This window comes from Hyphomicrobiales bacterium (assembly GCA_002869065.1).
In the GTDB taxonomy this organism is placed as follows: Bacteria; Pseudomonadota; Alphaproteobacteria; order Rhizobiales; family Rhodobiaceae; genus Rhodobium.
In genome coordinates this window covers 705,239-718,074 of record PKTR01000002.1, presented here as the reverse complement: position 1 = coordinate 718,074, position 12,836 = coordinate 705,239, and the positions used below count along the sequence as shown (strand labels likewise).

The 12,836-nt window shown below is 65.0% G+C and carries 11 protein-coding genes; 6 read left to right on the top strand and 5 right to left on the bottom strand.

Annotated elements, in window-relative coordinates; genetic code table 11:
* Positions 1 to 52 precede the first annotated feature (52 nt).
* Positions 53 to 2,947 (top strand): DNA polymerase I, encoded by a 2,895-nt coding sequence (locus tag C0606_07110; protein ID PLX38729.1) that lies wholly within the window; start codon positions 53 to 55, stop codon positions 2,945 to 2,947.
* A 171-nt stretch (positions 2,948 to 3,118) separates the two neighbouring features.
* On the opposite strand, the gene C0606_07105 is transcribed toward C0606_07110, so the two are convergent.
* The gene (locus C0606_07105) at positions 3,119 to 4,231 is read right to left on the bottom strand and encodes a zinc ABC transporter substrate-binding protein (protein PLX38007.1); all 1,113 of its coding nucleotides are present in this window, start codon (positions 4,229 to 4,231) and stop codon (positions 3,119 to 3,121) included.
* Between the two features lie 333 nt (positions 4,232 to 4,564).
* On the opposite strand from C0606_07105, the gene C0606_07100 reads away from it, so the two are divergent.
* Genes C0606_07100 through C0606_07085 form a run of 4 tightly spaced genes read left to right on the top strand, consistent with a single transcriptional unit; the run spans position 4,565 to position 6,930 of the window.
* A complete protein-coding gene (locus C0606_07100; protein PLX38006.1) occupies positions 4,565 to 5,476 on the top strand; it encodes a zinc ABC transporter ATP-binding protein in 912 nt (303 codons plus the stop codon).
* Complete coding sequence (locus tag C0606_07095) at positions 5,469 to 6,296, top strand: zinc ABC transporter permease (GenBank protein PLX38728.1); 828 nt, start codon at positions 5,469 to 5,471, stop codon at positions 6,294 to 6,296. The genes C0606_07100 and C0606_07095 overlap by 8 nt, the downstream gene beginning before the upstream one ends.
* Entirely contained in the window at positions 6,293 to 6,691 is a 399-nt protein-coding gene (locus C0606_07090) for a transcriptional repressor (protein ID PLX38005.1), read from the top strand. The genes C0606_07095 and C0606_07090 overlap by 4 nt, the downstream gene beginning before the upstream one ends.
* Entirely contained in the window at positions 6,676 to 6,930 is a 255-nt protein-coding gene (locus C0606_07085) for a hypothetical protein (GenBank protein PLX38004.1), read from the top strand. The genes C0606_07090 and C0606_07085 overlap by 16 nt, the downstream gene beginning before the upstream one ends.
* 20 nt (positions 6,931 to 6,950) lie before the next feature.
* On the opposite strand, the gene C0606_07080 is transcribed toward C0606_07085, so the two are convergent.
* The 3 genes from C0606_07080 to C0606_07070 are packed head-to-tail and all read right to left on the bottom strand — an operon-like array spanning position 6,951 to position 8,677.
* Positions 6,951 to 7,601, bottom strand: a complete 651-nt coding sequence (locus tag C0606_07080; protein ID PLX38003.1) for an imidazole glycerol phosphate synthase subunit HisH — start codon at positions 7,599 to 7,601, stop codon at positions 6,951 to 6,953.
* The gene (locus C0606_07075; protein PLX38002.1) at positions 7,598 to 8,077 is read right to left on the bottom strand and encodes a hypothetical protein; all 480 of its coding nucleotides are present in this window, start codon (positions 8,075 to 8,077) and stop codon (positions 7,598 to 7,600) included. Before C0606_07075 ends, C0606_07080 begins: the two co-directional genes overlap by 4 nt.
* 6 nt (positions 8,078 to 8,083) lie before the next feature.
* The gene (locus C0606_07070) at positions 8,084 to 8,677 is read right to left on the bottom strand and encodes an imidazoleglycerol-phosphate dehydratase HisB (protein PLX38001.1); all 594 of its coding nucleotides are present in this window, start codon (positions 8,675 to 8,677) and stop codon (positions 8,084 to 8,086) included.
* 248 nt (positions 8,678 to 8,925) lie between these two features.
* Here C0606_07070 and C0606_07065 point away from each other — a divergent pair, with 248 nt between their 5' ends.
* Complete coding sequence (locus C0606_07065; GenBank protein ID PLX38000.1) at positions 8,926 to 11,244, top strand: hypothetical protein; 2,319 nt, start codon at positions 8,926 to 8,928, stop codon at positions 11,242 to 11,244.
* 25 nt (positions 11,245 to 11,269) lie between these two features.
* Here the strand turns inward: C0606_07065 and C0606_07060 are convergent, their stop codons facing one another.
* On the bottom strand, positions 11,270 to 12,418 hold the full coding sequence (locus tag C0606_07060) for an MFS transporter (protein PLX37999.1): 1,149 nt from the start codon (positions 12,416 to 12,418) through the stop codon (positions 11,270 to 11,272).
* Between the last annotated feature and the right edge of the window lie 418 nt (positions 12,419 to 12,836).

The following is a 12,836-nucleotide window of genomic DNA, read 5'->3' as shown; positions in this document are numbered from 1 at the left end:
CATGGGCGGGCATGATCCGCCCATGACGACCGATTCTCACGCCTTCCCCGCGCTGAAAGCCGGCGACCGGATTTTTCTGGTCGACGGCTCTTCCTACATCTTCCGTGCCTATCACGCGCTGCCGCCGCTGACCCGCAAATCCGATGGTCTGCCGGTCGGCGCCGTCGCCGGTTTCTGCAACATGCTGTGGAAGCTGCTGCAGGAGGGGCTGACCGAGGCCGAGGGCGACGAGCCGACCCACTTCGCCGTCATTTTCGACGCTTCCGGACACACCTTTCGAAACGAGATCTACGATCAGTACAAGGCGCACCGGCCGGATCCGCCGGAGGATCTCAGACCGCAATTCGGCCTGATCCGCGAGGCGACCCGCGCCTTCAACGTCGCCTGCATCGAGCAGGTAGGCTACGAGGCCGACGATCTGATCGCGACCTATGCCCGGCTCGCCCGCGAGGCCGGCGCCGAGGTCGTCATCATCGGTTCCGACAAGGATCTGATGCAGTTGATCGAGCCCGGCGTCATCATGGTCGACACCATGAAGAACCGCCGCATCGGCCCCGACGAGGTGGTCGAAAAGTTCGGCGTGTCGCCCGACAAGGTCGTCGAGGTGCAGGCGCTTGCCGGCGACTCCGTCGACAACGTACCGGGCGTGCCGGGCATCGGCGTGAAAACGGCGGCCCAGCTCATCGGCGAGTTCGGCGATCTGGAAAACCTGCTCGCCAATGCCGAGACCATCAAGCAGAAGAAGCGCCGCGAGAACCTGATCGAATACGCCGATCAGGCGCGCATCTCCCGCCGCCTCGTCGAGCTCGACAAGAACGTGCCGGTGGACACGCCGGTCGAGGCGCTGACCGCCAACCATCTCGACGGCGCGCAGCTTGTCGCGTTTCTGAAGGCGATGGAATTCACCACGCTCACACGCCGCGTCGCCGAAGCCGCCGACGTCGAGGCCGGCGAGGTCGAGAGCGCATCGGTGAGCGTCAAAGGCTGGGAAGCGCCGGAGGCTCCCGAAGAGAGCGCTGCGGCGACGACCGGCGACGGGCTCGGCATGACGCCGGCGGCGCTGGCCGAGGCGCGCGCCGCGGCCGCGCTCGACGCCAAGGTCGAGCCCGACGGCTACGAGACCGTGCGCGATCTCGCAACGCTGGACAGCTGGATCGCCGAGGCCTTCGAACTCGGCCATGTTGCGGTCGACACCGAGACCACCTCGCTCGATGCCATGCAGGCGGAGCTCGTCGGCGTCTCGCTGGCGCTTGCCCCCGGCCGCGCCTGCTACATTCCGCTTAGCCACAAGGACGGCGTCGGCGACCTGCTCGGCGGCGGCCTCAGCGCCGACCAGATCCCGCTCGACGACGCGGTTGCGCGGTTGAAGCCGCTGCTCGAAGACGCCTCGGTGCTGAAGGTCGCACAGAACCTGAAATACGACTGGCTGGTGCTGAAGCGCTATGGCATCGACGTCGCGCCGTTCGACGACACCATGCTGATCTCCTATGCGCTCGACGCCGGCAAGGGCGGCCACGGCATGGACGAACTGTCCGAGCGCTGGCTCGGCCACAAGCCGATCCCGTTCAAGGAAGTCGCGGGGTCGGGCAAGTCGGCAATCACATTCGATCACGTGCCGATCGACAAAGCGACTGCCTATGCCGCGGAAGACGCCGACGTCACGCTGCGGCTGTGGCAGGTGCTGAAACCGCGTCTCGTCGCCGAAGGTATGACGGCGCTCTACGAGACGCTGGAACGGCCGCTGGTGCCGGTGCTGGCGCGCATGGAGCGGCGCGGAATCGTCGTCGACCGGCAGATGCTGTCGCGCCTGTCGGGCGATTTCGCGCAAGCCATGGCTGCGCTCGAAGCCGAAATCCACGAACTGGCGGGCGAGAATTTCAACATCGCCTCGCCGAAACAGCTCGGCGAAATCCTGTTCGACAAGATGGGTCTCGAGGGCGGCAAGAAGACCAAGACCGGCGCCTGGGGCACCGGCGCGGGCGTGCTCGAAGATCTCGCCGCGCAGGGTCACGACCTGCCGGCGCGCGTGCTCGACTGGCGCCAGTTGTCGAAGCTGAAATCGACCTACAGCGATGCTTTGCCTGGCTTTATCAACCCCGAGACGGGGCGGGTGCATACATCGTATTCACTGGCTGCAACGACCACGGGGCGGTTGGCATCGTCGGAGCCGAACCTGCAGAACATCCCGGTGCGCACCGAGTCCGGCCGCAAGATCCGCCGCGCCTTCGTTGCCGACAAGGGCATGAAGCTGATCTCCGCCGACTACAGCCAGATCGAGTTGCGCGTGCTCGCCCATATCGGTGACGTGCCGCAGTTGAAACAGGCCTTCGCCGACGGGCTCGACATTCATGCCATGACGGCGTCGGAAATGTTCGGCGTGCCGGTTGAAGGCATGGACCCGATGGTCCGTCGCCGCGCCAAGGCGATCAATTTCGGCATCATCTATGGCATTTCCGCCTTCGGGCTCGCGGCGCAGCTCGGCATCGGTCGCGGCGAGGCGAAGGAATATATCGACAAGTATTTCGAGCGCTTCCCCGGCATCCGCGCCTATATGGAGAGCACCAAGACCTTCGCCCACGCGCACGGCTATGTGGAAACGCTGTTCGGCCGCCGTGCCTACTATCCCGAGATCAACACCAAGAACCCGAACATGCGGTCCTTCTTCGAGCGCGCCGCGATCAACGCGCCGATTCAAGGGTCCGCCGCGGATATCATCCGCCGCGCCATGATCCGCATGGAGGATGCGCTCGCCGATGCCGGCCTGAAGGCGCAGATGCTGCTGCAGGTGCACGACGAACTGATCTTCGAGGTTCCCGAGGATGAGGTCGACAAGACCCTGCCGGTCGTCACCGGAGTGATGGAGCAGGCGACGTTGCCGCTGCTCGAACTCTCCGTCCCGCTACAGGTCGACGCCAAGGCCGCCGACAACTGGGAAGCTGCGCATTAGAGCGTATTCCCGAACCGAAGGTCCGCGTAAGCGGAAAGTGGGAACCGGTTTTCGGATAAGAATACGCGTCAAAACAACTCGATAGAGCGTTTTCAGTGATTCAACGCTCACAGGAAACGCTCTAGGGCACAAAAACCGGCAGGGAACTATGCCCCGCCGGCATGAGCCGGTTCAGTTGGTGAGGCAGTCCTTGAACGACTCGGCCATCCGCTCGATCAGTTCGAAATAGAGATCCGGCCCGTCGGCGATGTCTGTGCCGAGCGGATCGAGTTCGCCGGCCTTCGCACCTGTTCCCTCGATCACCACATTGACCAGCTTCGGCGGGAACTGCGGTTCGGCGAAGACGCAGACTGCACCGCTGTGCTCGACCGTCTCACGCATTTCCGCGATCCGCGCCGCGCCGGGGATCGCCTCCGGGCTGACGGTGATCGAACCGACGGCTTCTAGCCCGAAGCGATGCTCGAAATACTGGTAGGCATCGTGGAAGACGATGAAGGGCTTGTCCCGCAGCGGCGCGATGTCGGCCTCGATCTTGCCGATCAGCGCATCGATCCGGGCCGTCGTCGCTTTGGCGTTCGCGGCGTAACGGTCGGCGTTGTCGGGGTCGACCTCGGCGAGTTTCATCGCGATCGCGGCAACGAAAGCCCTGGCGTTTGCGGGATCGAGCCACATATGCCAGTCGTTCCCGTCGCGGCCATGTTCTTGCTCGTCACCCGCATATTTTTCGTTGTCGTGATCGGCATTATGGACATCATAAACTTCTTTTTGACCATCGTCATGATTATTTACAGCTTCATGATCGTGGTCTTGGGATTCATATTCCGCCTTGTGATCAGCGTCATGATCATGATCGTCCTTGTGCTCGGCCTCGCGATCCCCGTCATGATCTTCGCCGTCGTGGTCGTGTTTTTCGAAGGCGCCGCCGGAGCGCTGGTCGAGCAGCGTCACGCCGGGAACCTCGGCAAGCGTCAGGACGGCGGCGTTCGTGCCAAGCGCCTCGATCGGCTTTTCGAGGAAGGTTTCCAGTCCCGGCGACACCCAGATGATCAGCCGTGCGTCCTGCAGAGCCCGCGCGTTCGACGGCTTCAGACTGTAGGTGTGCGGGGAAGCGCCGGCGCCGACGATCAGCTCCGGTTCGCCAACCCCGGCCATGACGGCGGCGACGAGCGAATGGACCGGGCGGATCGAGGCGACCACCCTGTCCGCGGCCTGCGCCGGCAGGAGGGTTGCCGATGCGAGCGACGCCACCGCTGCGGCGGCGAGGAGAGCAGTTCGGAGCGACATAACGTGTCCTTGGTTCGCTTGGGGTGGTGCAATGTTATTTCATTACATCAGATTGCGTAATGCTATAACGTATGCAATAGAGGTCTGCAAGGCACGATTTTCACGCCGTGTGAGTCGACCAAGTCGGCCGATTCCTTCTCGTTATCGGGTTGCGCGGGATGCACCGGTCCGGTGGGTGGGCTGAACGAACGACGGCACGGCGCCGAGGATTTGCCGCGTTTGCCGGGACTGGCGCGGAGCATCATACGGCCGCTTAACGGATGCGGCAGTGGCGAGGCTGTACCGTTGCTGGCCGGGTGCCACGCATTCGCGGTGCAAGGAGCAGACAGGGAAATGAATGGGCCGTCGCCGGGCGAACAGCCTTTGATCAAACTCTCCGATGTCGGGGTATTCCGCAACGGCCGCTGGCTGGTGCGCGGAATCGACCTGGCCGTGCGTCGCGGCGAGATCGTCACGCTGATCGGGCCGAACGGATCGGGCAAGTCGACAACGGCAAAGACCGCCATCGGAGTCCTGAAGGCCGATGAAGGCCGCGTCGAACGCGCGCCCGGCCTCACCGTCGGCTACGTGCCGCAAAAGCTCAGTATCGACTGGACCCTGCCGCTGACCGTGACCCGGCTGATGACGCTGACCAGCCCGCACACCAAAGCCGAGATCGACGACGCGCTCGCCGGGACCGGCATTTCCCATCTGGCCGGCGCCGAGGTGCAGCATCTGTCGGGCGGCGAGTTCCAACGCGCGCTTCTCGCTCGCGCGATGATCCGTAAACCCGATTTCCTCGTCCTCGACGAGCCGGTGCAGGGCGTCGACTTCGCCGGCGAGGTCGCGCTCTACGAGTTGATCACCAAGATCCGCGAGCGCACCGGCTGCGGTATCCTGCTGATCTCGCACGACCTGCATGTGGTGATGGCCGCGACCGATACGGTGATCTGTCTGAACGGCCATGTCTGCTGTCGCGGCACGCCGCAATCGGTGGCCTCGAGCCCGGAATACCGCGACCTGTTCGGCGCCCGCGCGGCACAAACGCTCGCCGTCTACAGCCACCACCACGATCACGTCCACTTGCCCGACGGCCGGGTGCGTCACGCCGACGGCACCATCACCGACCATTGCGGGCTCGGTGACGGCCACCACGCCCATGAGGGCCACATGGACGACGGCCACCACCACCATCACCACGACCGCGCTCAACACAGTCATGACCATGGCGCGCCTGCGCCGGCGAAAGGAGATGCCGATGCTTGACGATTTCTTCGTCCGCGCGCTTGTCGCCGGCATCGGACTGGCGCTCACCGTCGGCCCGCTCGGTTGCTTCATCGTCTGGCGGCGGATGGCCTATTTCGGCGACACCATGGCCCATTCGGCGCTGCTCGGCATCGCCATCGCCTTCCTGTTCGACATCAATCTGATGGCCGGCGTCTTCGTCGTGGCCGCGCTCGTCTCGATTGCCCTTTTGCTGCTGCAGCGGCGCGGCGCGCTGTCGACCGACGCACTGCTCGGCATCCTGTCGCATTCGACACTGGCGCTCGGCCTCGTCATGGTCGCCTTCATGACCTGGATTCGCGTCGATCTGATGGGCTTCCTGTTCGGCGATATTCTTGCCGTCACGCGCACCGACATCGCCTTCATCTATGGCGGCGGCGCCCTCGTGCTCGCCGTCATCGCGCTGATGTGGCGGCCGCTGCTCGCCTCCACCGTCAGCGCCGAACTGGCCGAGGCCGAGGGTTTGCGGCCAGAGCGCGCCCGCGTCGCTTTCATGCTGGTGATGGCGTTGGTCATCGCGATAGCGATGAAGATCGTCGGCATTCTGCTGATCACATCGCTGCTGATCATCCCCGCCGCGACCGCCCGCCGCTTTGCCACGACGCCGGAGACGATGGCGGTGTTCGCCTCGCTGATCGGCGTCGGTGCCGTCGTTGGCGGGCTTTACGGGTCGCTCTCCTTCGACACGCCGTCCGGCCCGTCGATCGTCGTCGCCGCGCTTTGTCTCTTCCTCGTCAGCCTGCTGCCGCTGCCGTTCGGCGCCCGCCCGTCCAGCCACGCTCCGGGAGGGGCGAACAGATGACCGCCAGTGCGAACCTCACCCACAATCAGTCGCTGGTGTTCAAGGCGTTGACCCGTGCCGAAGGGCCGCTCAGCGCCTACACAATCCTTGATCAACTGCGAGATCAGGGCTTCCGCGCCCCGCTGCAGGTCTACCGCGCGCTCGACAAGTTGCTGGCTCTCGGCCTCGTGCACCGGCTCGAAAGCCTCAACGCCTTCGTCGCCTGCGCTCATCCGCAATGCCACGCCCACGGGACCATCGCGTTTGCGATCTGTGAGGGCTGCGGTCAGGTCTCGGAGTTTTCCGACGATGAGATCGAGGCCCGTCTCGGCGGCTGGGCGCAAGCGAATGGTTTCACGCCGCAAAAAACGACGATTGAAATCCGCGGCCTTTGCCGCCAGTGCGCGGCAGCCTGATCAGAAGTCCTGGAGCGCCCCATACCGAGGTCATCGAAGATGAGCCCCACGGGCAGCAGCATACCGAGCTCATCGCTGATGAGCCCCACAGGCAGCAGCATACCGAGGTCATCGCTGATGAGCCCCACAGGCAGCAGCATACCGAGGTCATCGCAGATGAGCCTCGGTATTCCTTACGGCGAATGCCCGCGCATTGTGCAAGCGGGCAATCGCCGTGTGTTCAACGGTCCGATGCGTAAGCATTTCGGACCGTTGCTTATCAAGGCACCCAGCGCAGGAAATTGGCGATGAGCTGCAGGCCGAGCGCCTGGCTCTTTTCCGGGTGGAACTGCGTGCCGACCATGTTGTCGCGCCCGACCGTCGCGGTGATCGGCCCGGCATATTCGGCTTCGGCGATCAGCTCGTCCGGATTGGCCGTCTTCAAATGGTAGGAGTGCACGAAATAGGCGTGCAGCCCGTCCGGCCCCGTCTCGATGCCCTCAAAGACGGGGTGATCGCGCTTCAGCGTGATCGTGTTCCAAACCATATGCGGGATCTTCAGGCTCGGGTCCGACGGCGTGATGCGATCGACGTCACCGGCGATCCAGCCGAATCCCTCGGTGACGCCGTGCTCCAGCCCGCGCGAGGCCATAAGCTGCATGCCGACGCAGATGCCGAGAAACGGCCGGCCGCGGTTGGTGACCGCTTCGGTGAGCGCGTCCATCATGCCGTCGACGGCAAGCAGACCCGCACGGCAGTCGGCAAACGCACCGACGCCGGGCAGCACGACGCGGTCGGCCGAGGCGACCACGTCCGGATCGGCGGTGACGCGGATCGGCGACGGCAGGCCATGATCGCGGGCCGCGCGCTCGAACGCTTTTTCCGCCGAATGCAGATTGCCCGACCCGTAATCGATGATGGCGACGGTCATGATTTGCCCTCCGGGGTCGGGAAGAGGCCGAGCACAGTTTCGCTGTCTGCGGCCGGCTGATAACGGCGCTGCGGCCGCGAAACGATTTGCGGGGTCACCTCGCCGGCGGCGAGGCTGGCGAAGAAGCGACGCTCCATCTCATCGTCGCCCTTGCCCGCGACCACGCCGGCAAAACGCCAGCCGCGCCGCGCAAGCGTCCAGCCGCGCAGCGTATTGGCCTCGAGCGCGAACAGCGCCGACAATAGAAAGCCGATGACGCCGGGCAGCGGCCCGCCGAATTTGTAGGCGACGAGTTCAAGCGTCACGGAAAGCACCAGCACCGCGGCAAACACCAGCCACAGCCCGTAAAACAGCGGCCAGACGACCGGCACGAGGAAGGCCCACCAGGAAAATCCGTCTTTCAGGAAAACGGCGTCCTCGGCCTCGCCCGCCGGATCGCCGGCGGCAGGCGGCAGCATGACGGTATAGACGGCCATGATGCCTCAGCCTCCGAGCTGACCCTTGGTCGAGGGCACGGCGCCGGCGCGGCGCGGATCGATCTCGACCGCCGCGCGAAGCGCGCGAGCAAGCGCCTTGAACGAGCTCTCCGCGATGTGGTGCGCGTTGACGCCGTAGAGATTGCTGACATGCAGCGTGATGCCGGCATTGAAGGCAAAGGCGCGGAAGAATTCCTCGAACAGCTCGGTGTCGAAGTCGCCGATCTTTGCCTTCGGGAAGGTCACGTCGAAGACGAGGAACGGACGGCCGGACACGTCGATGGCCGCCCGCGTCAGCGTCTCGTCCATCGGCAGATGCGCATCCGCATAGCGGGTGATGCCGGCCATGTCGCCGAGCGCTTTTTTGAGCGCCTGACCGAGCGCGATGCCGGTGTCTTCCACCGTGTGGTGCATGTCGATGTGGAGGTCGCCCTTGGCGCGGATCGTCAGATCGATCATGCCGTGGCGCGCCAGCTGGTCGAGCATGTGATCGAAGAAGCCGATGCCGGTCGCGATGTCGCTCGCGCCGGTTCCGTCGAGATTGATCTCGACCGAGATGTCGGTTTCCTTGGTCGTGCGGGTGACGCTGGCTGTGCGCATGGGATTTTCCTCACGAATTCGAACGCGCCCTTTTATCAGGCGGAGCGGCGGAGGGAAACCATTGCCGACGATATCGCTAACGGCTGCAGCGCGCGCGATATCGTGTTTTTGTGCCGGCGCGTCGTAATGCGACGATCTGTGCGCTTCGACACAAACGAGACGATACTGCCGGGGCATCCTGCCGCGGCGGGATTTGCCGGCCCCCGACAGAGCAAGATTCGGCACAACCCAAACGGAACAGATCGGCGATGACGACAGGCAAACGGAACAGCAGGGCGTCGCTCCTCCTCGCAGCGGGACTGATCGCCATGGCGATTTCGCCGACCTCCGCCGAAGGGACATCAACGCCGGAGCCGGTCGCCGGCAAGGTCGCTGTATCGGCCGAACTCGTCGCCGGGCTTTCCGGCCACTTCATCGATCAGGTCAATCACGTCGCCTGGTCGCCGGACGGCACCCGCGTCGCGACCGCCGGCTATCATCCGACCGCGCAGGTCTGGAACGCGATGACCGGCAAGCTCGATGCGGTACTCCACGGGCATACCCGTCCCATCGAGGCCCTTGTCTGGTCGCCGGACGGAAGCCGGATCGCAACGGGCGCGAGCGACGACGCCGCGCGCATCTGGGACGCCCGCACTGGCCGCCAGATTGCCGCGCTTCCCGCCGAGCGGTTTGCTGCAAAGGCGCTGGCCTGGTCGCCCGATGGGGCATTTTTGGCCGTCGCGGCGCCGAACGCGATCGGCATATGGGCAGCCGACGGCACCGCAGTGTCGTTGATACGTGGCCGCTTTTCCGTGGCCGACGGCCTCGCCTGGTCTCCGGACGGCAATCGGATCGCGGCGGCAACGACGGACTATTCGCAAAGCCCGAACCGGATGGCGATTTCCGTCTGGAGCAGCAGGAACAACGAGCTAGTCTCGACAGTCAGCCATGAGCTTGGCTCCGTCGTAAGCCTTGACTGGTCGCCCGGGGGCGATGCTCTCGCGAGTCGTCACTACAAGGGGGCGGTGAGCGTGTGGGCCGCCAGCGACGGCAAGCAGCGGTTCGCGATCGCCGATGTCGACGAGGACGCCCCGGAACCGTTCGACTGGTCGCCGGATGGCGCGGCGCTCACCGTCGCCGCAAGCGGCAACAAGGTACGTATCGTAGAGGCGGCGAGCGGCAAAGAGTTGGCTCTTTTTGAAGGCACGAGCACCAAAACGCAGATCACCAGCCTGCGCTGGTCGCCGAAGGGCGAAACCCTGGCCATAGGCGATGATGATGGCCGCCTCCAGCTTTGGGTGCCCGCCGCAGGCAAGCTCCAGCCGCCCTTGAGCGGCCACTCCGGCGCCATCAATACGCTCGCCTGGTCACCGGACGGAACGCGGCTCGTCTCCGGCTCGAACGATGAGACGGCGCGGATCTGGATGGTGAAGACAGGGCAGGCCGAAATCGTCCTGCAGGGCCGCAGCCGCCCAGCCATTCGCGTCGCCTGGTCGCCAACTGCACGGCTCGCCGCCATCGCCTTCGAGGATGGCCGGATCGTGTTGTGGAACGAGGAAACCGGACGCCCGGTCCACATTCTGAAGGGCCACAGGGCAAAAACCCGGGTGCTTTCCTGGTCGCCCGACGGAAAGACGCTCGCCAGCGCCGACGAGCGAGAGGCGAACTTCCTCTGGAACGTCGAAACCGGCGCGCAAATCGCACGCCTGACCGGCCATACCAATGACGTCCTTTCGATCGACTGGTCGCCGGACGGCAAACGGCTCGCCACCGGCTCCTATGACGACACGGCGCGCATCTGGGACGGCGCGACCGGCAAGGAGCTCGCCGTTCTTTCCGGTCACAAGGACAGCGTCATGGGCGTCGCCTGGTCGCCCGATGGCAGCCGGGTCGCAACCGCCGGCTACGATGGCATCGTGCGCATCTTCGATCCCGAAAACGGCACGGAAACCACGCGCCACACGGGCCATGAGGACAGTGTCCTGTCGGTCGCCTGGTCGCCGGACGGGACGTTGCTTGCAAGCGCCTCCTATGACGGCTCGGTTCGCATGTTCGATGTTGCCGCCGGCAAGACCGCCAAGGCGATCTGCTGCTCGGGCGACAATACGGGTCTCCTCGTCTGGTCGCCGGTCGGCTCGCGCCTTTTGTCGTCGATGAACGCCGTGCCGGTCGTCTGGACACGCGCCAGCGGGGAGATCCTGAAGGCGCACGAGGCGCACAGTCATTACCCGGATTTTGCCGCCTGGTCGCCGGACGGAAAGCTGGTGGTTTCCGGGTCGAAATTCGCTCCGATCATGCAGTTCGAGACCCGCTGGGGCTTCCGCCTGTTCGCCTTCAATGCGCCCGGTCGTGTGTTCTCGTCCTTCGACTGGCACCGCGACGGCGAAGTCATCGTCACCAGCGACCGTGGCGGGCTGATCGAAACCTGGTCGAAATTCGGCGAGCCACGGAAGATCTTCATCGTCGGCCGCGACGGCGGCTGGGCCTCCTGCGATTGGACAGAGCAACGCTGCGAGGAGAGTGCCGGAAGCGATCTGCTGCAGACCCTCGGCAAGGATGGCCTGCAGCCGATATCGCTTTCGAAGTGAGCGGCCGGGTCGCCCGGCCGCACGGTTACCGCTGGCTGCGAACGACTGCGGAAACCGCAACCTGCGCCGCCATGGCTGCCGAGAGTGCCAGATAGGCGTAGACGGACCAGTCCGCGGCAAGCGCGCCGACCGCCATCGGCCCGGCGAAATAGCCGAACCCCCAGAACAGGTAGTAGGCGCCCGAGACGGTTCCTCTCGCGTGATCCGGGACGGCGTCGGCAAGCGCGGCTATGGAGGCGACGCAATAGACCCCAAGGCCGAGGCTGGCGAAGGCCAGCGGCCCGAAGGCGATGAGCCCCGGGACGAACGGCAACAGCGCAAAGCCGAGCGCGGCTGCCGCCATGCCCGCAATCATCACGCGCCATCGTCCGATCCGGTCGGACAGCGGGCCGGCAACGATCTGCGACAGGCTGATCCCGGCGTAGAACAATGTGAACAGGATCGCCACCGTCGACGGGTTAAAGCCGTTGTTCAGCGTCATCGTGACCGGAAGCACGCTGATGAAAACGCCATAGCCTGCGCCGTAGAGAAAGACGCCGGCAAGCACCGTTCCCGCGCTTCGGGTCGCCAGCGCCGTCTTCAACGAGGCGAGCGGATTGCTCGCCGTGGTGCTGGACGGAACCGGTTGAGCGCGCCGCAAGAAGACGGCCAGAAAAACGGCAGCCGCCAGGCACAGGCCGGCAAACAGCGCGAACGGCACGGTGGCGCGGGCGTCCGCCGCAATCACCAGCGTCGCCAGCGGCCCAACGGTCAGCCCTGCGTGGATCGTCGCATTGTAGATGCCGATGACCCGGCCTTTCTGATGCGAATAGGCGACGGACAGGGCGGCGGGCCCAAGCGCCCAGATCGGCGCTTCGCCAATGCCCTGTATCAGCCGGCCGGCAAAGACCGCACCGGCATCTTGTGCGGCAAGGAAGACGAGGCCAGCCAGTCCGCACAGCGTGTATCCCGCGACGAGCAGGCGTTTGGCGCCGAAGCGGTCTGCCAGCATACCGACCGGCAACTGGGCGACGAAATAGGCCAGCGCAAAGACGGAGGCGATGAGGCCGACGCTTTCGAGCGAGCCGGTTGCCGCGAACACTTTTTGCGGCAGCAGGGAGACGATCATGCCGACGCCGATCATCAGGAAGAACGCGGCAATGCAAAGAACGAGAAGGGGTGAAAACCTCTGCATGGGACAAATCCACTCGGTTCTCGCGTCGCCCGCGAATGCTCACACACGCGAACGGCGTCGCGACGCCGCGGGTCGATACGAAAAGAAATTCCGGGAAGGACGAGACGGATCAGGTCACGCAGGAAAGCGCCCGGCCCTTGTGGACCGGGTCAGCCTGATCGGCGTCTCGGAAAGGACGTCCCGCAAAAGCGGGACGCTCCTCACGAACCGAGTGGTGGTGGTGGCGAGACCGAATAGATCGGTCGGGGCAGCGTGTTCATCGCGTCGCTCGTTGGTGAAGCCATCGCACGGTGACAGGGTGGCATCCCGGCGCCGGCAATGCAATCGGCGGTGATCACGCCGCCCATTCCCCATTTTCGCCGACTCTGCTAAAGCCTGTCCGGTCTCCAGACCGTTCGCCCATCCCGCCGCCGTGCCC